This window comes from Halorubrum sp. F4, from assembly GCF_027257195.1.
Classification (GTDB): domain Archaea; phylum Halobacteriota; class Halobacteria; order Halobacteriales; family Haloferacaceae; genus Halorubrum.
Window position 1 is genome coordinate 1 of the sequence record NZ_JAPDFS010000006.1, and the last position, 20,308, is coordinate 20,308.

The following is a 20,308-nucleotide window of genomic DNA, read 5'->3' on the forward strand; positions in this document are numbered from 1 at the left end:
GCGCCTCGAGGATCATCGCCCGCCGGCGACGCTCCGCGGACGTCTGTTGCTCCATCGCCTGCTGGACGTCTTTCGAGGGGTTGACCTCGCGGACCTCGACGCTCTCGACGCGGATCCCCCACTCGTCCGTCGGCTCGTCCAGTTCCTTGCGGATCTTCGCGTTGATCTCCTGGCGCTTGTTCAGCGTGTCGTCGAGCTCCATGTCGCCGAGGACGGCCCGGAGCGTGGTCTGAGCGAGGTTCGAGACGGCGTTCTTGTAGTTGTCGACCTCGAGGAACGCCTTCTTCGCGTCCATCACCTTGATGTAGACCACCGCGTCCGCGGTCACCGGCGAGTTGTCCCGCGTGATCGCCTCCTGGCGCGGCACGTCCAGCGTCTGCGTCCGCATGTCGAACGCGTACGTCCGCGACACGAACGGCGGGATGAAGTTGATTCCGGGCTCGAGCAGCTTCCGGTACTCGCCGAACACCGTCAACGCCTCCTTGTCGTAGGCGTCGACGATCGCGACGGACTGCCAGAGCGTGACGACCACCAACATGAGAAACAGGAGGCCGACGCTCACCAGTCCGAAACCGGCTTGGAGGGGAAGTGGGTCCATGGCGTTGATTAGGCCATCGGCGGCTTAATAGTTCGCCTGCGACCGAACGTCGGAACGAGCGAGCGCCGCCAGCCGCCGACCGCCGATAACAAACCCTAAAAGCGGGGTCGTCGACCGATCCGGTATGTCTCTGCGGGTCGGTCGGTTGGGTCTCGCCGACGCGGTCACCGTGGCCAACGCCGCAGTCGGCTTCCTCGCGGTCGTCGCCGCCACCGTCGATCCCGCGTTGGCGGCCCGACTGATCCTGTTGGCCGCCATCGCCGACGGGGTCGACGGGGTGGTCGCCAGACACCGCGGGTCGACGCCGGCGGGGCCGTACCTCGATTCGCTGGCGGACGTCGCGTCCTTCGGCGTCGCGCCCGCGACCCTCGTCGCGGTGATCGTCCTCGAAACCGGGCCGGTCGCAGACGGAACCCTCCTCGTCGCGTCCGGGATCGGAGCCGCCGCCCTCTTCGTCGCGCTAGCGGTCGCCCGTCTCGGGCTGTACACGGCGTACGACAGCGGGAGCCGCGAGACCGTCGGGGTGCCGACGACGCTCGCGGCGACGGTACTCGCCGCCGCGGTGCTCGCGGGCTACACCAACCCGGTTCCGATCGTCGTCGCGACCGCGGTCTTCGCGGTTCTCATGGGGTCGACGGTGACGTATCCCGACCTCCACGCGCAGGACGCGCTCGTGATGGGGTTCATCCAGGCGGCGGTGGTCCTGACGCCGGTCGCGCACGCGCTCACGGACGTGTTCCCTCCGTGGATCGGCGAGGGGTTCGCGTTCGCGCTGTTGTTCCTCTCGGGTGGCTACCTCCTCCTGGGCCCGCACTTCTACTGGGGCGACGGCATCCGGCCGCCCGAGGAGGACGTAAACGCCTCTAACGAGTGAGATGCGATAACGGGAAGATCGGGAACGGGCGGAGCGCCTACAGCAGGCCGTCGAAGTCCTTGTGGCGGGTGATGTCGACGCCCTCGTCGGTGACGACGGCGACGTTGATCCCGTTGCCGGACGCGAGGTCGCGCTCGACGGCGGACTGGATCGCCTTCGCGGCGATGGTCCTCGCCTCGTCGACGGTGACGTCGTCGTGGTACTCCTGTTCGAGGACCCCGAGCGCGTACTGCGAACCGGAGCCGGTGACCGTGTACTCCTCCTCGGTGGTCCCGCCGAGGGCGTCGATGGAGTAGATGTGGGCTCCCTCGTCGTCGACGCCGCCCAGGATCGGCTGGACGATGAAGAACGCGCCCGTACGGAGGAGGTTTCCGGTGAGCGTCGAGAGCGCCTCCATCGACATGTCCTTGCCGCGACGGGCCTCGTAGAGGTTGGTCTCCGCCTTGAGCGTCGAGATGAGGTTCTGGGCGGCGGAGACGGAGCCGGCGATGGTCAGCGCGCCGCGCGGGTGGATCTCCTCGACCTTCTGGACGTCCTTCGAGGAGACCATCCCGCCGAGGGAGGCGCGCATGTCCGTCGCCATCACGACGCCGTCGGCGGTGCGGATGCCGACCGTCGTCGTTCCGGTCTTCATCTCGCCCTCGCCGTCGGCCTGTGCGGCGCGGCGTTCGCTGTGTTCGAACTCGCCGAGCTCCGGCCCGAAGACCGGCTGGTCGCGGCCGAGTTCGAGGGACGCCCCGTCGGAGAGATCGTCGGTCGGTGTTCGCATTACCGCCTCGTTGGCCCCTCGCGCTGATAAAGGCAACCCTTCGGGGACCCGCCGCCGGTTCCGACGACCATATCCCGGACGGACGGCCGCCGAGCGACGATGCGGTCGCTGGTGGGGCCGAGACGGTCGCTGAGGAGTGACGAGACGGACGGAAAGACGGCGGGAAAACCGAACGTTCGGGTTACTCCTCGACGCTCTCGATCGCCTCGCCGGTGGTCTCGACGAGCCGGTGAATCGGGATGTTGATGCCGAGCTGCTTGCGGGCGAAGACGGCCACGGGGAACGCGGAGATCCCGATGGCAACGGTCGCCTGGTGGAGGCCGAAGAGGGCCGCCGTGCGGATGCGGTCGAACATGGGTCTTCGATGTCCCGCAGTCGAGGGATGTATATATACCTTGTGTCAGACGGTTCGGATCGACCTCGACGCAGTCATGCGGTTTCCGTCGACGTTCCCGATCCGTGAAACGTCCGCCGGAGATCGGCGATGGACGCGTATCCCAAGTCCAGCGAACGCGGCTCGTTTCCATAACTTATGGGAATCCACCGGGACGCATGCGCCTACCTGTGGACGCCTCACCGGTGGATACCGCCGGGTATCGAACGGGCTATTACGGGGCGACCGCATAGCTGGTCGCGTGCAGAACGTCACCGATCGCACGCGAAACCCGTTCGGGATGCGACCGGACTGTCCGTCGTTCGTCCCGGGGTACGGGGACGCCAACGCCGATTTCCACGTGATCGGCGACCATCCGGGCGTCCACGGCGGACTCGAGGAGGGGATCCCGTTCACGGGGGAGCCCTGGTCGTCGGCGTTCCTCGGAGCGTTGGCCGACGGTGGACTCCTGGCGACGATAGAGGAGGGTCACGAGGACGGCGAAAGCGGCGGGGAGAAAAACGGGAACGACCGTCCCGATCCGGTCGTGTCGAACCGGACGTTCCTCTCGTTCCTCCACATGTGTCTCCCGGACGGGGAGCCGACGCCCGCGTCGTACGACGACATGGAGCGGTACTTCGACGCGGAGCTTCGGGCGATCGCCGCGCACGTCCTCCTTCCGGTGGGCGCGAAAGCCACCGACCACGTCCTTCGGCAGTACACCGCCCGCGCCTGGAAGACCGAGGTCGACATGGACGCGCTCCACGGCGAGGAGCTGCTCGGGTCGGGTTGGCTCGTCCTCCCAATCAAGGACCCCGCGGCGTGGGACGACGGCGACGCGGACGAGTTGGTCGAGGCCCTCCGACGGCTCCAGTCGACCGACTTCCGACGAGAGAGCGACCTCGGTCGCTTCATGGCCGGCAGCGACCCGTACCTGGTCAGGTGAGTCGAGGGCGGGACAGTCGAGGGCAGGACGGTCCACACGCGGGGAACGACCTCCGTCGCGGAAGCGTCGAATTCCGGCTCGAATACGGGGACAATATTCGACGATCGTCCCGAAAATACGGAGATCTACTCGACGATCGATGAAGTTCTCACGATTCGAGCGGTTATATTTGACGCGATTGCGCGTATTTTATACGATACCCGACTTCCGTTTCGACGGCGCCCGGATCGATCGGGCGTCGGCCGCAGGACTGGTACTCCAACGCGCGGCTTGGTCAGACCGGTCCGTGAGGGCCGGTCTTTCGACGGAATGGGAGGTCAGCCGTGCTCCTCGAGCAGCGAGTCGACGTACTGCCCGACGTGGTCGTCCATCCGGCGTTTGAACCCGTTCTGCCGTGCGAGTCGGTCGATCTCTCGAGAGACGTACGTGCCGTACTGGACCGCCTTCTTGTCGGCCGTGCGCACCGACTCGGGAACGCGTCCGGTCGCCGCCCGGCGGAGCGCCACCTTCCGCTCGTCGGCCGTCGCGAGCAGGTCGCCCGGCAGCCGGAGCGCGGCGTCGACGACGCGGTCGTCCAGGAGCGGCGCGACGGGCTCGACCCCCGCGGCCCGCAGCGCGAGCACGTCGCGTTCGAGTTGATTGGGCAGGGTCCGAACCGTCTCGGTTCGCGCGCCCCGGACGGTGTCCGCCTCGACGCGGTGGTCGTTCGCGGGGTCGACGACCTTGCTGTAGCCGCCGAACAGCTCGTCGGCTCCCTGGCCCACCGCCAGTCGGTCGAACCCGTCGGCCGCGGCCGCCTCCGCGGTCAGGTACAGCGGGACGGCGATGTTGAGGTCCATGGGGTTCCGCCGGCCGGTCGCGGCGGCGATCGCGGGGATCGCCCGCCGGAGGTCGTCGTGCGAGAGCTCGACGACCCGCAGGTCACGGTCCATCGCCGCCGCGGCCTCGCGGGCGGCCGCGACGTCGTGACACCCCTCGAATCCCGCGACGTAACAGGGCGCGTCCGGGACCGCGCTCGCGACGAGCGCCGAGTCGACGCCCCCGGAGAAGGCCACGGCGAGCCGACCGCTCGAGGTGGCAGCGTCCTCGACGGCGAGGTCCGACAGCGCCGCCTCGACCGCGTCGTCGACGGCGGCCTGTGCGGGTTTCGGGTCGCTGGCTGACGGCGTGGGAAGCGGCCAGCGACGCTCGGTCCCCGCCGCCGACACGACCGACCCCGCCGGGATCGAGTCCGGGTCCCGGAGGTCGCCCGGATCGAAGCTCCACGCGTTCGGGTCGGCGGGATCGATCGCTTCGGTCGCGTCCATCGCGTCGGCCTCGACGAACAGGGGTTGACGGCCGAGCACGTCGCGGACGAGGACGGGACCGCAGTCGACGGGATCGCGATCGGCGGGGCGGGCGTCGGGAGCGCGGTCTTCCGCCGAGATCGGCGGATTCGCGAGCAGGCCGGCGAAGCCGCGGGTCCCGGGAAGCGGGTCCCGGTCGCGGACCGCGCCGGCGACGAGGCTCGCGGACGCGCCGCGGAGACGACTTCCATCGGTCTCACCGTCTCGATCGGGAATCATCGCGGTCGCCTGGGCGTCCGCGGCGTCGACGTCGCCGTCCGCGGCGTCGATCCCGCCGTCATCGGAACTCGGCGATCGTCCGGAACGCCCGGCGTTTCGCCCCGCCGGCGAACTGTCGCAGCGAGACGCGCCACGGGGTGCGTTTTCCGACGACGCTGGTCCGGCCGTCGGCGACGGCTTCGAGGATCGCGTCGGCCGAGCGCTCGTCCGCGCCGACCTCGGTGACCGCCTGGCCGACCATCTCGGAGATGTGCGCGTCGCTGCCGGCGGTCATGGGGAGGTCCCGGCGGACCGCGAACGTCTCCGCCTGGCGGTTCGCTCGGCCCGTGAACAGCCGGGAGTTGTACACCTCGATCGCGTCGGCGCTCGCGAGCTGTTCGTCGGAGATATGTGCGGCGACGCCGTGGCGCGTCTTCTGGAAGGGATGCGGAACGACCGCGATCCCGCCGGCCTCGTGGATCCGGTCGAGCGTCTCGTCGAACGGGAGCCCGCTGGGAACGAGCTCGTCGATCCCGAACGCGAGCACGTGGCCCGCCGCGGAGGTCACCTCCATACCGACGATCCCCACGAGCCCGTACTCGGAGGCCTTCTCGGCCGCCTCGATGCTCGCGTCGATCTCGTCGTGGTCCGTGACGGCGAGCGCGTCGAGGCCGACCGCGGCGGCCTGCTCCAGGAGGAGGTCGACCGGGTCACGCCCGTCGTGGGACAGCGCCGAGTGGGAGTGCAGCTCGACCGATAACACGCGCTCGACTTCGAGCGTCTACATAAAAAGCGCCTCGGTCCGGGACGGTCTACACACGTCACGCGATCGGGCTGCATCCGTTCGACCTCCGGGTCGTCGCCGTCGTCCCCATCGCGTCATCCCCACCGCGCCGTCGATGACACGAGGGTGTGACGGGTGAACCGCCGGACGTGGCCGCAGAACGCCACGATGTTAAGCCCGGGGAGTGTGAGAATGTCACATGGCCAGCGACCGAGTCACCGTCTCTCTCGACGACGACGCGCGCGCGGCGTTGAAACGGCTGAACGACCGGACCGACGAGAGTCGGAGCGAACTCATCCGTCAGGCCGTCGCGTTCTACGCGGCGAACTTCGATTCGGCGAACGCGAGCGACAGCGATCACCTCCAGACGTATTACGAGATGCTCTCGACGGGCGAACACGTGCTCCTGGACGTCGATCTGCTCCACGCGCTGTTGGGCCTGATCGACGACCCCGAGTCCGATACCGAGCGGTTCCACGACACGGTCGATCAGGTGGCGCGGTACCACGCCCAGGAGTACGCGGAGCGGTTCGACTCGCTCGAGGACATCCTCGATTGGCTGTCGCTCTGCGGCTTCCTGACCGTCAGACGTGCCGAGGGAGGAAGTTTTCACGTCGTGTTTCCCTCGGAGCCGTTGCGTCGATTCATGGTCCGATTCATCACGGAGAGCGTCGCGGAACTCCCGTTCGATATCGAGGTCGAGGAGAGCGTCTCGAAGGTGTTCATCACCGAACGCGACCCGTGACCGTACCGGATCACACGGAGACTCCGTTCTCGTCGTCGCGCTCACACGACCGATGATCCGCGTACACGGCGTTCTTAACAGTCCTTATCCGTACTCCCTCGAACCGTGTCAGCAGGTGTCAGAACGATCGATCATGAAGATCACTCAACGTCTCAAAGCCGTCGGTCCGGGAGCGATGGTCGCCGCGGCGTTCATCGGCCCGGGAACCGTGACGACCGCGAGCGTGACTGGCGCGGAGTTCGGCTACGCGCTCCTCTGGACTATCGCCTTCTCGATCGTCGCGACGATCGTGTTACAGGAGATGAGCGCACGGCTCGGTCTCGTCTCCGGTGAGGGACTGGGCGAAGCGCTCCGCGAGCGCTTCGACAACCAGCTCGTCGAGTACGTGAGCGTCTTCCTCGTCGTGGGTGCGATCGGGGTCGGGACCGCCGCCTACGAGGCGGGGAACATCCTCGGCGGAGCCGCGGGGCTCGCGACGATCACGGGGATCGACTCGACCGTGTGGGGCGTCCTGATGGGACTCGTCGCCGGTACCCTGCTGTACACGGGACGGTACGAGCTAATCGAGGGGGCGCTCGTCGGCCTCGTCGCCGTGATGGCGCTCTCGTTCGTGGCGTCGGCCGCGCTCATCGGACCCGACCTCGGGGCGATCGCGGCCGGGTTCGTCCCGGGCGTCCCCGCCGGATCGCGCTACCTCATCACCGGCCTCATCGGGACGACCATCGTGGGATACAACCTGTTCTTGCACGCGAGCAACGTCCAGGAGCGGTGGAACGGTCCGGCGGACATCGGACGCTCGCGCGTCGACACGGTCCTGTCTATCACCGTCGGCGGCGTGATCACGCTCACGATCATGGTGACCGCTGCGGCGGCGTTCGAGCCGGGAACGCGGATCGGCGACGTCGGCCGGATGGCCGAACAGCTTCGGCCGATCGCCGGCCCGTACGCGGAGCTGTTCTTCAGTGTCGGGCTGTTCGCCGCCGGGTTCACGAGCGCGACGACCGCACCGCTCGCGGGTGCGTGGGCGACCACGGGCGCGCTCGGCTGGGACTCGGATCTACGGAGCACGGAGTTTCGCGCCGTCTGGGGGACGATACTCGGCGTCGGCGTTCTCTCGGTCCTGCTCGGCGGGAGTCCCGTCGAGATCATCGTGTTCGCACAGGTGGTAAACGGCATCCTGTTACCGATCGTCGCCGTCTTCCTGATCTACGCGATGAACCAGGAGGACCTCCTCGGAACGTACACGAACGACTCCGTCGCGAACGCGCTCGGCGCGATCGTGACGGTCATCGTCGTGTGGCTCGGCGTTCGGACGCTCCTCGACGTCGCGGGGGTGCTCTGAGATGACGGCCCCGCGGATCGGCGTCGACGTCGGCGGGACGTTCACGGACGTGGCGCTGGCGCTCGACGGGCGGCTCGTCACGGCGAAGGTACCGAGCACCGACGACCAGAGCGAGGGGGTGATGGCCGGGATCGAGAAGGCCTGTGCGGAGGCCGGGATCGATCCGGAAGCCATAGACGAGTTCTCGCACGCGATGACCGTCTCGGTCAACGCCCTGCTCGAGGACGACGGGGCGAAGACGGCGCTCGTGACGACCGAGGGCTTCCGCGACGTCCTGGAGATCGGTCGACAGGCCCGACCGTCGCTGTACGACCTCGACGCCGAGAAGCCGACGCCGCTGGTTCCGAGACGCCGCCGGTTCGAGGTATCCGAGCGGGCGACGGCCGACGGGATCGAAACGCCCGCCGACGAGGAGGAGGTCCGGTCCGTCGCCGAGGCGATCCGTCGGGCCGACGTCGAGTCGGTCGCCGTCTCGTTGCTCCACGCGTACGCACATCCCGAGAACGAGCGCCGGGTCGCGGACCTGCTCCGCGCGGAACTCGACGTCCCGGTGTCGGCCTCCCACGAGGTCCTCGCCGAGTTCCGCGAGTACGAGCGCACGTCGACGACGGCCGTCGACGCCTACGTCCGGCCGGCGATCGACCGATACGTCAGCCACCTGACCGAGCGCGCTCGCGACCTCGACGTCCCGCACCCGCGAATCATGCAGGCCAACGGCGGGATCACGGACGCGGACACCGTCAGGCGAAACGCGGTGACGACCGTCCTCTCCGGACCCGCCGCCGGCGTCGTCGGCGCGAGCACGATGGCGGACGCTTCCGACGCCGACGCCGACCGGCAGGAGGGCCTGGTTACCTTCGACATGGGCGGGACCTCGAGCGACGTGAGCCTCGTCCGCGACGGGGAGGCCGCGCGGACGACCGAGGGCGTGATCAACGACCGACCGATCAAGACGCCGATGGTCGACGTGGAGACGGTGGGAGCCGGCGGCGGGTCGATCGCGTGGGTCGACGCCGGTGGCGCGCTCCGGATCGGGCCGCGCTCGGCCGGGGCCGACCCGGGGCCGGCCTGCTACGGCAAGGGGGGCACGGAGCCGACCGTCACCGACGCGAACCTGGTCCTGGGGTACATCGGCGGGGACACGAGCCTCGGCGGCGAGCTGTCGCTCGACGCGGACGCCGCCCACGACGCCCTCGAATCGCTCGCCGACGACGCCGGGCTCGATGGCGCGCTGGAGGCGGCCCGCGGAGTCTACCGCATCGCGAACGCGAACATGACCCGGGCGATCCGGTCCGTGACCGTCGAGCGGGGGTACGACCCGCGGCGGTTCGGCCTCGTCGCGTTCGGCGGCGCGGGCCCGATGCACGCGATCGCGATCGCGGACGGCCTCGACATCTCCCGGGTGGTGATCCCGCGTGCGTCCGGCGTCCTCTCGGCGTACGGCCTGCTCGCGGCCGACGAGAAGCGTGACGCGGTCCGGACGCATCAGCGACGGCTCTCCGCGGTCGACTCCGACGACGTCGACGCGGTGTACGCGTCGCTGGCGGAGGAGCTGCTCGACGAGGTGAGCGACCGCGACGCCGCGAGCGTGCGATACGCCGCCGACCTCCGGTACGCCGGGCAGAGCTTCGAACTCACCGCGGAGATCGATCGACCGTTCGACGCCACGGCCGCCGGCGAGCGGTTCGCGTCGGCTCACGAGTCGGCGTACGGCTACCGGGCGGACGAGCCGGTCGAGCTCGTGAACTGCCGCGCGACGGCGATCGTTCCTCGGGACGCGCCGTCGCTCGAGTACGACGACGGCGGCGGCGGGCTGTCCCGGTCCCGGGAGGCGGTCTTCGACGGCGGCACCTACGAGGCACCCGTGTACGATCGGGACGGGCTGCCGCCCGCGGAGTCGGTCGGAGGTCCGTCGATAATCGAGGGTCCCGAGAGCACCGTCGTCGTCCCGCCCGCGTGGACCGTTCGAGTGCGTCCCGACGGGGCGCTCGTCGCCGAGGTGATCGACGAATGAGCGACGACGAGCCGACCATCGATCCGGTGACGCTCGAGATACTCCGCAACCAGCTCGAGAGCGTCGCCACCGAGATGGGTCACGTGCTCATCCGCGGGGCGTACTCGCCGAACATCAAGGAGCGGCAGGACTGCTCGACGGCCCTTTTCGACGCCTCGGGCCGGATGATCGCACAGGCGGAACACATCCCGGTTCACCTCGGCGCGATGCCCGACGCCGTCGACGTCGTCCTGCAGCGGGACCCGAAGCCGGGCGACGTGTTCATCGTCAACGACCCGTTCGCGGGCGGAACGCATCTCCCCGACATCACGCTGGTCTCGACGATCGCGCCGGAAGACGAGGTGCTCGGCTTCGCGGTATCGCGCGCACATCACGCCGACGTGGGCGGGAGTGCCCCGGGCAGCATGCCGCCAGGGGCCCGGGAAGTCTACGAGGAGGGACTCCGGCTTCCGGCGGTTCGGCTCGTCGACGGCGGCGAGCCGAACGAGGCGGTTCACGACCTCATCCGGGCGAACGTCCGAACGCCGGACGAGCGCGAGGCCGACCTCCGGGCGCAACGCGCCGCGAACGCGCGCGCCGAAGAGCGCATCGACGAATTGCTCGACGAGCACGGCGAGACGTTGCTCGACGCGTTCGACGCCGTCATCGAGTACTCCCGCGACCGCGTCGAGGCCGAACTCGCGACGCTTCCGGACGGAACGTACCGCGCACGGGACGTGCTCGAAGGCGACGGCGTGACCGACGCGGACGTCCCGATGGAGGTAGCCGTCACGATCGACGGCGCGTCGATCGACGTCGACTTCGCCGGCACCGCAGATCAGGTGGCGGGCAACCTGAACGCGCCGCTGTCGGTCGCGAAGAGCGCGGTCTACTTCGTCGTCCGCGCGATCACCGATCCGGACATCCCGCCGAACCACGGCTGTTACGAGCCGGTGTCGGTGTCGGCACCCGAGGGATCGCTTCTCGATCCGAACCCGCCGGCGGCGGTCGTCGGCGGCAACGTCGAGACGAGCCAGCGCGTCACCGACGTCACGCTCGCGGCGCTCGCCCCCGCGATCCCCGACGCCATCCCCGCCGGCGGCCAGGGAACGATGAACAACCTGATCATCGGCGACCGTTCGGGCGAGTTCACCTACTACGAGACGATCGGTGGCGGGTTCGGGGGCCGGCCGACGAAGGACGGCATGGACGGCGTCCAGGTCGGGATGACCAACACGCTCAACACGCCCGTCGAATCGATGGAGACGGAGTACCCGCTCCGCGTCGAGCGCTACGCCCTGCGACCCTCGAGCGGCGGCGACGGGCGATACCGCGGCGGCCTGGGACTCGAACGGACCGTCACCGTCGAGACCGACGCCACCGTGTCGCTTCTGACGGAGCGTCGACGGACCGCTCCCGCCGGACTCGACGGTGGCGAGGACGGCTCGGTCGGACGCAACCTCGTCGACGGTGAAGCCGTTCCGGCGAAGGCATCCCTCGACGTAGCGGCCGGGACGACCGTCTCGATCCTGACGCCCGGCGGCGGCGGACACGGCGACCCCGCCGAGCGCGAGGCGGCCGCCAGAGAGCGCGACCGACGCGACGGCAAGGTGGACGACCGGTAGCGGCAGGGAGGTGGACGACCGGTAGCGACGGGAAGGTGGACGATCGGGTTAGGGAACCGGTTGGAGTGGTCGGAACGCGCCCTCGCCGACCGCCTCCCGTAGCTCCACGTTCCGAGGTGGCTCGACTCGTCCCGGGGTCTCGACCGCAGCCGGACAAGAACACGCTTAAGAACCCCGACGGCGACCTCCAGGTGGGAACAGCACAGCTGCGGATCCGACTCGCCGGGGCCTCTTCACCCACGGCTTGGGAACGTAGCAGTGCACCGCCGCCTCCGACGACCGGGACCGAGACGCCCGTTTCACGGGCCCTCGCCGGAACCGCTCGCGTTCGCGAGCGTTCCGAGATCCGGGTCGCGCGGAGTCGCGGTCACGTACTCGCGGTTGTGCCGTTCCAATTTCAAGACAATGGCACGAATGCACACGCGCCGTCGCGGTTCGTCCGGTTCGGACAAGCCGGCGACGGACGAGAACCCGGAGTGGAGCGACGTCGACGCCGAGGACATCGAGTCCCGCGTCGTCGAACTGGCGGAACAGGGCGAGGACCCGAGCGTCATCGGGATCAAGCTTCGCGACGAGGGCGTCAAGGGCGTCCCGGTGCCCGACGTCAAACTCGCCACCGGCAAGAAGATCACCGAGATCCTCGAGGAACACGACGCCGAGTCCGACCTACCCGAGGACCTGCGGCACCTGCTGGCCCGCGCGGTTCGCCTGCGCGAGCACATGGCCGAGAACGGACAGGACCACCAGAACAAGCGCGCGCTCCAGAACACGGAGTCGAAGATCCGCCGCCTCGCGAACTACTACCGCGGCGACGAGATCGACGAGGACTTCACCTACACCTACGAGAACGCCGCCGAACTCCTCGAGGAGTAAGGCCCGCATCGAGCCGAACACACCGACCCGAACTCCCGACACACACCCGTGACCGAGACCACCGCAGAACCCGGGCCCGACCCCGACGCGCTCGCCAGCGTCCTCGCCGACGCGCCGTTCGTTCGGCTCGTCGCGACCGACGACGGCGACGCGCTCGCCGCGGCGGGAACGCTCGCCCGCGCGCTCCGTGAGCGTGCGGTGCCGTTTCAGGTCCGGATCGCACGCGATCCGGTCCCCGACGCCGCCAGCGACGACGTCGCAGTGACTCTCGGAGCCGACCGAGGTCCACACGCGATACCGGCCGGTCGACGACCCGCGAGCACGACCGCCTTCGCGGTCGCCCGCGAGCTGGGCGTCGATCCCGACCCGGTGATCGCGTTGGCCGGCGTCGTCGCCGCGGGCTCCGTGCCCGGGACCGACGGCTCGGGCGACGCGCTCGAGGCCGCGGAACGCGTCGGAGCCGTCACCCGGCGTCCCGGCGTGGCGGTACCGACCGCGGACCTGGCGGACGGGATCGCGGCCTCGACGCTTCTCCGGACGCCGTACTCCGGCGACGTCGAGGCGACCCGGACCGCCATCGCGGCGCTCGACCTCCCGGCGGAACTCGACGAGGACGCCCACAGACGGCTCGCCTCGCTGGTCGCCGTGGACGTCGCCGGCGCGGAGGACGCGAGCACGCGGAGCGCGTCGGCCGTCGAGCGCGCGCTTCGACCGTACGCGATCGACGCGTCGGCCGGCCCGTTCGAGACGGTCGGCGGCCACGCCGACGTCCTCGAGGCCCTCGCGCGCGAGGAGCCGGGAACGGGCGTCGCGCTGGCGCTCGCGGCCGACCCGGGCGACGGGCTCCGGACGGCCGCGGTCGACGCCTGGCGGTCCCACGGGACGGCCGCCCACCGCGCGCTCGACGACGCGACGACCGGCCGATACGACGGCTGTCTCGTCGCCCGCGTCGACACGCCGGCGAAGACGCTCCCCACGGTCGCCCGAATCCTCCGGGACTTCCGGTCGCCGGAGCCCGTCGCGATCGTTCTCGACGAGTCGTCGGGACGGATCGCGGCGGCCGCGACCGAGGACCGCGGGATCGGCGACACCTGCCGGTCGGCCGCCAACGAGGCGGGCGGCGACGGCTGGGGGGGCGGAACCCGCGGCGGGATCGCCGTCGACGGGGACCCGACGGACGCGCTGGCCGCGCTCCGGGGGGCGCTATGACGGCTGACGAGCAAGCGGAGGCCGGCACCGCCGGCCCCGGATCCCGGACCGCGGCGGTCCGGACGACCCACGCCGACGCCGAACTCGTCGCCGACGCGCTCGCGCCCGACGACACCGACTCGATGGCGGTACGCGTCGACGGCGACGCGATCGACTGCCGGATCGAGCGGCCGACGACGGGCGGGTTGCGCTCGACCGTCGACGACTACGTGGTGAACCTGCGGGTCGCGGAGCGGGTCATCGAACGAGCACGCGAACACCGAACCGCCGACGGGACGGCCGCCGACGCAACGGCTACCGACGAGTCGACCGCCGACGCGGCGGCGGGACGAGACGCAGACACGAACACCCGACACACCGACACCAACACATGAGCGAACGATCAGTTTCCAAGAGCAGAGAACAGAAACGCTGGTACGACGTACTGGCACCCGAACAGTTCGACCGCGCGGAGCTCGGCGAGACCCTCGCCGAGGAGCCCGATCAGGTCATCGGCCGCACGATCACGACCACGCTGGGCGAGCTCACCGGCGACTCGAGCGCGAACAACACGAAGCTCACGTTCAAGATCACCGACGTGGGCAGCGACACGGCCTACACCGAGTTCATCAAGTACGAGCTGACGCGCGACTACCTGCGCTCTCTCGTCCGCCGCGGCGCCTCGAAGGTCGAGGCGTCGATCACGGTCGTGACGACCGACGACTACCGGATCCGCGTCCAGCCCGTCGCGTTGACGACCAAGAAGGCGGACCGCTCCCAGGAGAAGGCGATCCGGCGCGTCATGATCGATAAGGTCCACGACGCCGCCGAGGAGCGTACCTTCGAGTCGTTCGTCGACGCGATCGTCGACGGAAACCTCTCGTCGGCGGTCTACGCCGACGCGAAGACGATCTACCCGCTGCGCCGCGTCGAGGTCCAGAAGCTGACCCTCGAGGCGCGCCCCGAGGAGATCGCCGCCGAGGAGGAGGCCGCCGTCGACGTCGACGCCGACGACGTGGCGGTCGACGAGTAGTCGCGGTCGACGACCACCCGTTTCCTTCGTTTATCATCCCGGTGAGCGACGGTGCCGATCCGACATCGACACGACAAAAATACCAGAATTAGTTTCATATATTTATTCAAATATAAAATATCGAGACGGAATCTAGCGATTGATGAAGGCGGCATAGATCGGAATAGATCGGTACGAGGCCGTGATTTAGTTCCAATATAAAGCGGTAACAACGAATATAGGGCCATCATTCTTACCTCGACGAATTTCTAATATAGATAAACTTCCGAATATTTCCACTAATATAGCAGATTTCAAATACTTGTGAGACGGTCACCCGGATCCCTCACGTGCTCGGTCCGGAAGCAGGGAGCGGTCAGGGACGGTCATGGAGGGAGAGGGAGATCCTGGCCCGCGGAACCCCGCGGATCGGGGATCGCCGGAAACCATTATTGTGCGGGCGCGAAAACGGGAGGTATGTACGAGATCCTGGCCGCGATAGACGAGGATGCGGACGGAGTCGGCGCTCAGATCGACGCGATCGGGGAGATAGCGGACGAAGCCGACGAGGTCGTCGTCCACCTCCTTCACGTGTTCACCGACAACCCGACCGGCGCGTCGGTCACGCAGGTCGACTCGGCCCGCGAGGCGATCAAACGGCTGAGAGAGCGCGACATCACGGTTCACCCGGAGGAGACCAGCGGCGACCCGGCGACACGGATCCTCGAACACGCCGAGCGGGAGGACGTCGACCAGATCTGCGTCGGCGGGCGAAAGCGGTCGCCGACGGGGAAGGCGCTCTTCGGCAGCGTCACCCAGGACGTGATCCTCGGAACCGAACGACCGGTCCTAGTCTGCGGACGCGGATCGGGGTCGTAGCCGCCTCCTCCCGGCCGAGGACCGTCGAGCGGTCGCGACGATCCGCGGTCACTCGACACGCTAATGTACGTGGTTACTCACGATGTGAACGATGCGTGTAAGCGTACTCGGAGCCGGGACCATGGGCCACGGTATCGCACAGGTCGCCGCGATGGCGGGATACGACGTGACGATCCGCGACATCGAGGAGTCCATCCTCGAGTCTGGCGTCGACGCGATCGAGTCGAACCTCCAGGGCGGCGTCGACAGGGACAAAGTGACCGAAGCGGAGAAGACGGCGACCCTGGAGCGGATCGACACGACGACCTCGCTTCCCGACGCCGTCGGCGACGCGGAGTTCGTCGTCGAGGCGATCCCCGAGCGGATGGACCTGAAACGGGAGACGTTCGAGGAGGTGGCCGCCAACGCACCGGCGGAGGCGGTGATCGCGACCAACACCTCCTCGCTCTCGATAACCGAGATCGCGAGCGTCCTCGACCGGCCCGGACGGGCGATCGGTCTCCACTTCTTCAACCCCGTCCACATCATGGGGCTCGTCGAGGTCGTCGTCGCCGAGCAGACCGACGAGGAGACGCTTTCGGCGGCGACGGAGTTCGTCGAGGCGATCGACAAGGAGCCGGTGACGGTCACCGACTCGGCCGGGTTCGCCTCCTCGCGACTCGGCGTCGCGGTCGGGGTCGAGGCGATCCGGATGCTCGAGGAGGGCGTCGCGGGACCGGAGGACATCGACGCCGCGATGGAGCTCGGATACAACCACCCGATGGGGCCGATCGAGCTGTGTGACGTGGTCGGGCTCGACGTGCGGCTCGACATCCTCGAGTACCTCCGCGAGGAGCTCGGCGAGCGCTTCCGCCCGCCGCAGCTGCTCAAACGCAAGGTCCGTGCCGGCAAGCTCGGGAGGAAGAGCGGCGAGGGCTTCTACGTCTGGGAGGACGGCGAGGTCGTCGGCGTGAGCGGCGACTGGGGTGAGCGGTGATGGCGGGGACGTCGACGGCGACCGAGTCGGCGGCGGCCGACAGCGACACCGTCTCGGTCTCGGTTGGCGATCGCGTCGAGAGCGTCGCGACGGTGACGATCTCGCGGCCGGACGCGCGCAACGCGCTCAACGCGGAGCTTCGAGAGGACCTGGTCGCGGTGTTCGAGGCGATCGGGGACGACGACGCGGTCCGGGTCGTCGTGTTGACCGGCGACGACGAGAGCGGCGCGTTCGTCGCCGGCGCGGACGTGACCGAGCTCCGCGAGCGCGACGCGCTCGAACAGCGCGAGGCGAGCGAGCGGCCGCGGGTCTTCGAGCACGTCGAGGACTGCCCGAAGCCGACCATCGCCCGCGTGAACGGCCACGCGCTCGGCGGCGGACTCGAGCTCGCGATGGCCTGCGACGTGCGGATCGCCGCCGAGGGCGGAAAGATCGGCCAGCCCGAGATCAACCTCGGGATCATCCCCGGCGGCGGCGGTACGCAACGGCTTCCCCGTCTCGTGGGGACGGGACAGGCGATGAAGCTGATCTGCTCCGGCGAACTCGTCGACGCGGCGGCGGCCGCCGACCTCGGGATCGTCGAGGAGGCGTATCCCGCGGAGGAGCTCGACGACCGCGTCTACGACCTCGCCGGATCGATGGCCGAGAAGAGCCCGGTCGCCCTCGAGTTCGCGAAGACCGCGGTCAAAGCGAGCGAGCGCATGGACCTCGAGACCGGCATCGACTACGAGGCCGAGCTGTTCGCCCAACTGTTCGCGACCGCGGACAAGGACGAGGGGATAGACGCGTTCCTCGAGGACCGCGAGCCGGAGTGGAAGGGTCGGTAGGCTCGGAAATCGCGCGCCCTACGCCGACTCCGTGCTCCCGTCTCCACGCTCGATCCCCCCGTCCCTACGCTCGCGCCGTTCGATCAGTTCGTGGTTCTCCAGGGTCAACACCGTCTCGTCCGCGTCGTTCGTGACCGTGATCGACTCGTGGATGATCCCGGTTTCCGGGTCGCTCTCGGACGGGCGGGTGTCGAGCACCTCGTCGACGACGCGGATCTCGTCGCCGGGGCGGACCGGCGCGTGCCACCGCACGTCGTCGATCCCGAGTCCCGCGATCACTGCGCGGTCGCGTCGAACCGCCTCGACGAGCAGTCGGACCGACAGTGAAAGGGTGTGGTAGCCGCTGGCCACGAGTCCTCCGAACCGTCCCTCGGCGGCCGCGTCCGGATCGGTGTGCATCGGGAGCGGGTCGAACCGCTCGGCGAACTCGACCACGTCCGACTCGGTGACGGTCGTGCTCCCGCAGTCGATGACGGTTCCCGGCTCCACGTCCTCGAAGTAGATCGCGTCGTCCGCGTCCCCGTTGACGGCGTCCGCGTCCTCGTCGACGGCATCCGCGTCCTGGCTCATGGGACACGGATGGCGTCGGGATCGCATGCCTCTTTCCCTTTATCCCGGCGACGCTTCGGCGAGTGGAGCTCCCGAGACCCGCTGGTTCCCCCGCAACCCGCTCACTCCCCGGAGAACTCCGGGTCGCGGTCCGCACGGAAGGCGTCGACGCCCTCCTCGTGGTCGGCCGTCCGCAGGAGCGTGCTCTGGGCGAGCGACTCCAGGACCCCCGCTGTCCGCAGGTCGCTGTCTCGGGCCTCGTTTATCACGCGTTTCGTCAGGCCGATCGCCTGCGTGGGACCGTCGGCCAGGTCCGCGGCGTACTCGCGTGCGGCGTCCTCGGGATCCGCCTCGACGCGCTCGACGAGCCCGACCTCGCGGGCGCGCTCGCCGTCGATCAGCTCGCCGCTGAAGATCAGGTCCTTGGCCCGCCCGGGACCCACGAGCTGGACGAACCGCGAGCAGCCGCCGAGCCCGGGGATGAGTCCGATGTTGTGCTCAGGAAAGCCGAGCGTGGCGTCCGGCGCCGCGATCCGGACGTCACACGCCAGGGCGAGCTCGAGCCCGCCGCCGACGCAAGTGCCCTCGACCGCGGCGAGCACGGGCGTCTCCGTCGTCTCGATCCGCTCGAACGCGCGGCCGAGCACGCGGGAGTTCGTCCGGAACTCGGCGGTGGTCCACTCACGAGCGGTCTCGAAGAGCCCGACGTCGGCCCCGACCGAGAACACGTCGCCGTCGCCGGCGACGATCCCGGCGTCGACCGCCTCCTCGTCGAGGACGGCGACCGCTTCCGCGAGATCCGCGCGCATCTTCTGGCTGATCGCGTTCACCGGCGGATTCGAGAGGCGGATCGTGGCGACGCCGTCCTCGACGTCGACGTCGACCGTCTCGAAGTCGTAGTCGTCGAGCGACATCGTCACCGCACCCCCAGGTAGGTCTCCATCGCCTCGCGGTCGTTCAACAGCTCGTCCGCGGGCGACTCGTGAACCATCTCGCCCGTCTCGATGACGTACGCACGGTCGGCCAGTCCGAGCGCCATCTCGGCGTTCTGCTCGACGAGGAGGACCGTGACCCCCTCGTCGTTGAGCTCCCTGATGATGTCGGCCACGTCCTCGACGATCTGGGGCGCGAGTCCCTCGCTCGGCTCGTCGAGAAGCAGCAGATCGGTCTCGGGGCCGACGAGCGCGCGGGCGATGGCGAGCATCTGCTGTTCGCCGCCGCTCATCGTGCCCGCGTGCTGGTCGCGGCGCTCGTCGAGCCGCGGGAACCGCTCGTAGACGCGTTCGATCTGCGTCGTTCGGTCGTCCTCACCGCCGCGGGCGGCGAGTCGGAGGTTCTCGGCGACCGTCAGCCCGCCGAACACTCGTCGCTCCTCGGGGACCCACGAGATCCCGCGTCGTCGCACGTCGTGCGGGTCCAGGTCCTGTATCTCCTCGCCGTCCATCTCGATCGTCCCCTCGGCCGCAGGGGTGAGACACATCACGCTCCGAAGCGTGGTCGTCTTCCCGGCCCCGTTGCGGCCGACGAGGGCGACGACCTCCCCCGAATCGACCGACATCGACACGTCGAAGAGGACGTGGCTCTCGCCGTAGTAGGTGTCTATCCCGTCGACGGAGAGCAGCTCCGACATCTCACTCACCTCCCAGATAGGCGCGCTGCACCGCCTCGTTTCGACTGATCTCCTCGGGCGTTCCGCGGGCGATCAGTTCGCCGCTGTTCATCACCGCGATCCGTTCCGAGACGTTCATGACGATCTCCATGTCGTGTTCGATGAGGACGACCGTCGCGTCCTCGGCGATGTTTTCGATGAGCGAGACGGTCGCGTCCGTCTGTTCCGGCCCCATCCCGGCGGTCGGCTCGTCCATGAGCAGGAGGTCCGGATCGGTCGCGAGCGCGATCCCGATCTCGAGGTGCCGGCGTTCACCGTACGCCAGGTTCGCCGCCGTCCGGTCGGCGACGTCGAGCAGGCCGATCCGCTCCAACACGGCCTCCGCCTCGTCGGTCGCCTCCGAGAGCGAGGCGTGGTGTGCGAGGAAGTCGTCGGGAGCGAACCCCGTCCGGTCGGCCTGCGTCGCCAGCCGGACGTTCTCGAGCGCCGACAGCTCCGCGAAGAAGTTCGTGATCTGGAAGGACCTGACGATCCCCCGCGCGACGACCTCGTGCGGCTCGAGCCCGTCGATCGGGTCGCCGCGGAACTCGATCGATCCCTCCGTCGGCGCGTGCTTGCCGGTGAAGAGGTTGAACAGCGTGGTCTTTCCCGCGCCGTTCGGGCCGATGATCGAGCTGATCCCGCCCTCCGGGATCGACAGCGACACGTCGCTGACGGCGGTCAGTTTGCCGAACCGTTTCGTCACCGAGTCCGTTCGGAGGAGCGGCTCGCTCATCGCCGGTTCCCTCCGTGTGATGGGTTC

At 69.0% G+C, this 20,308-nt stretch carries 22 protein-coding genes; 13 read left to right on the plus strand and 9 right to left on the minus strand.

The features are described 5' to 3' along the window. On the minus strand, positions 1–598 hold a 598-nt coding region (locus OKW78_RS13220), incomplete at its 3' end, for an SPFH domain-containing protein (protein WP_281195627.1). A 124-nt stretch (positions 599–722) separates the two neighbouring features. Between OKW78_RS13220 and OKW78_RS13225 the strand changes: the two genes are divergently transcribed. After that, a complete protein-coding gene (locus tag OKW78_RS13225; RefSeq protein WP_281195628.1) occupies positions 723–1,472 on the plus strand; it encodes a protein sorting system archaetidylserine synthase in 750 nt (249 codons plus the stop codon). A 37-nt stretch (positions 1,473–1,509) separates the two neighbouring features. On the opposite strand, the gene psmB is transcribed toward OKW78_RS13225, so the two are convergent. Next, a complete protein-coding gene (gene psmB, locus OKW78_RS13230) occupies positions 1,510–2,241 on the minus strand; it encodes an archaeal proteasome endopeptidase complex subunit beta (protein WP_122105123.1) in 732 nt (243 codons plus the stop codon). 181 nt (positions 2,242–2,422) lie between these two features. After that, complete coding sequence (locus OKW78_RS13235) at positions 2,423–2,596, minus strand: hypothetical protein (protein ID WP_281195631.1); 174 nt, start codon at positions 2,594–2,596, stop codon at positions 2,423–2,425. 280 nt (positions 2,597–2,876) lie between these two features. Here OKW78_RS13235 and OKW78_RS13240 point away from each other — a divergent pair, with 280 nt between their 5' ends. Beyond that, positions 2,877–3,560, plus strand: a complete 684-nt coding sequence (locus tag OKW78_RS13240; protein WP_281195632.1) for a uracil-DNA glycosylase family protein — start codon at positions 2,877–2,879, stop codon at positions 3,558–3,560. A 317-nt stretch (positions 3,561–3,877) separates the two neighbouring features. Here the strand turns inward: OKW78_RS13240 and OKW78_RS13245 are convergent, their stop codons facing one another. After that, positions 3,878–5,125, minus strand: a complete 1,248-nt coding sequence (locus OKW78_RS13245) for an asparagine synthase C-terminal domain-containing protein (protein WP_281195633.1) — start codon at positions 5,123–5,125, stop codon at positions 3,878–3,880. A 58-nt stretch (positions 5,126–5,183) separates the two neighbouring features. Further along, positions 5,184–5,867 carry a PHP domain-containing protein gene (locus tag OKW78_RS13250; RefSeq protein WP_281195634.1) on the minus strand — a complete coding sequence of 228 codons (684 nt, stop codon included), beginning with the start codon at positions 5,865–5,867 and terminating at the stop codon, positions 5,184–5,186. A 220-nt stretch (positions 5,868–6,087) separates the two neighbouring features. On the opposite strand from OKW78_RS13250, the gene OKW78_RS13255 reads away from it, so the two are divergent. From OKW78_RS13255 to OKW78_RS13305, 11 genes are all read left to right on the plus strand, one after another. Continuing rightward, positions 6,088–6,633, plus strand: coding sequence for a ribbon-helix-helix protein, CopG family (locus tag OKW78_RS13255; protein ID WP_281195635.1), 546 nt, complete (start codon positions 6,088–6,090; stop codon positions 6,631–6,633). Positions 6,634–6,766: 133 nt separating this feature from the next. Beyond that, a complete protein-coding gene (locus OKW78_RS13260) occupies positions 6,767–7,975 on the plus strand; it encodes an Nramp family divalent metal transporter (RefSeq protein WP_281195636.1) in 1,209 nt (402 codons plus the stop codon). Position 7,976: 1 nt separating this feature from the next. Continuing rightward, positions 7,977–9,989: a hydantoinase/oxoprolinase family protein gene (locus OKW78_RS13265; RefSeq protein WP_281195637.1), complete on the plus strand. Its 2,013-nt coding sequence runs from the start codon at positions 7,977–7,979 to the stop codon at positions 9,987–9,989. Next, positions 9,986–11,593: a hydantoinase B/oxoprolinase family protein gene (locus OKW78_RS13270; protein WP_281195638.1), complete on the plus strand. Its 1,608-nt coding sequence runs from the start codon at positions 9,986–9,988 to the stop codon at positions 11,591–11,593. The genes OKW78_RS13265 and OKW78_RS13270 overlap by 4 nt, the downstream gene beginning before the upstream one ends. 405 nt (positions 11,594–11,998) lie before the next feature. Beyond that, positions 11,999–12,466, plus strand: coding sequence for a 30S ribosomal protein S15 (locus tag OKW78_RS13275; RefSeq protein WP_281195639.1), 468 nt, complete (start codon positions 11,999–12,001; stop codon positions 12,464–12,466). A 48-nt stretch (positions 12,467–12,514) separates the two neighbouring features. Next, positions 12,515–13,675, plus strand: a complete 1,161-nt coding sequence (locus tag OKW78_RS13280; protein WP_281195640.1) for an exonuclease RecJ — start codon at positions 12,515–12,517, stop codon at positions 13,673–13,675. Then, positions 13,672–14,049: a KEOPS complex subunit Pcc1 gene (locus tag OKW78_RS13285; RefSeq protein ID WP_281195641.1), complete on the plus strand. Its 378-nt coding sequence runs from the start codon at positions 13,672–13,674 to the stop codon at positions 14,047–14,049. Before OKW78_RS13280 ends, OKW78_RS13285 begins: the two co-directional genes overlap by 4 nt. Beyond that, positions 14,046–14,687 (plus strand): 30S ribosomal protein S3ae, encoded by a 642-nt coding sequence (locus tag OKW78_RS13290; RefSeq protein ID WP_281195642.1) that lies wholly within the window; start codon positions 14,046–14,048, stop codon positions 14,685–14,687. The genes OKW78_RS13285 and OKW78_RS13290 overlap by 4 nt, the downstream gene beginning before the upstream one ends. A gap of 456 nt (positions 14,688–15,143) precedes the next feature. Then, positions 15,144–15,545, plus strand: a complete 402-nt coding sequence (locus OKW78_RS13295) for a universal stress protein (protein ID WP_281195643.1) — start codon at positions 15,144–15,146, stop codon at positions 15,543–15,545. Between the two features lie 91 nt (positions 15,546–15,636). Further along, positions 15,637–16,521 carry a 3-hydroxyacyl-CoA dehydrogenase family protein gene (locus tag OKW78_RS13300; protein ID WP_281195644.1) on the plus strand — a complete coding sequence of 295 codons (885 nt, stop codon included), beginning with the start codon at positions 15,637–15,639 and terminating at the stop codon, positions 16,519–16,521. Continuing rightward, complete coding sequence (locus tag OKW78_RS13305; RefSeq protein WP_281195645.1) at positions 16,521–17,348, plus strand: enoyl-CoA hydratase/isomerase family protein; 828 nt, start codon at positions 16,521–16,523, stop codon at positions 17,346–17,348. The genes OKW78_RS13300 and OKW78_RS13305 overlap by 1 nt, the downstream gene beginning before the upstream one ends. A gap of 18 nt (positions 17,349–17,366) precedes the next feature. Here OKW78_RS13305 and OKW78_RS13310 read toward each other — a convergent pair whose 3' ends face one another. The 4 genes from OKW78_RS13310 to OKW78_RS13325 form a co-directional block, all read right to left on the minus strand. Then, positions 17,367–17,918: a MaoC family dehydratase gene (locus OKW78_RS13310; RefSeq protein WP_281195646.1), complete on the minus strand. Its 552-nt coding sequence runs from the start codon at positions 17,916–17,918 to the stop codon at positions 17,367–17,369. Between the two features lie 101 nt (positions 17,919–18,019). After that, the gene (locus tag OKW78_RS13315; protein WP_281195647.1) at positions 18,020–18,811 is read right to left on the minus strand and encodes an enoyl-CoA hydratase/isomerase family protein; all 792 of its coding nucleotides are present in this window, start codon (positions 18,809–18,811) and stop codon (positions 18,020–18,022) included. Positions 18,812–18,813: 2 nt separating this feature from the next. Continuing rightward, positions 18,814–19,527, minus strand: a complete 714-nt coding sequence (locus OKW78_RS13320) for an ABC transporter ATP-binding protein (RefSeq protein WP_281195648.1) — start codon at positions 19,525–19,527, stop codon at positions 18,814–18,816. 1 nt (position 19,528) lies between these two features. Next, entirely contained in the window at positions 19,529–20,281 is a 753-nt protein-coding gene (locus OKW78_RS13325) for an ABC transporter ATP-binding protein (RefSeq protein WP_281195649.1), read from the minus strand. Between the last annotated feature and the right edge of the window lie 27 nt (positions 20,282–20,308).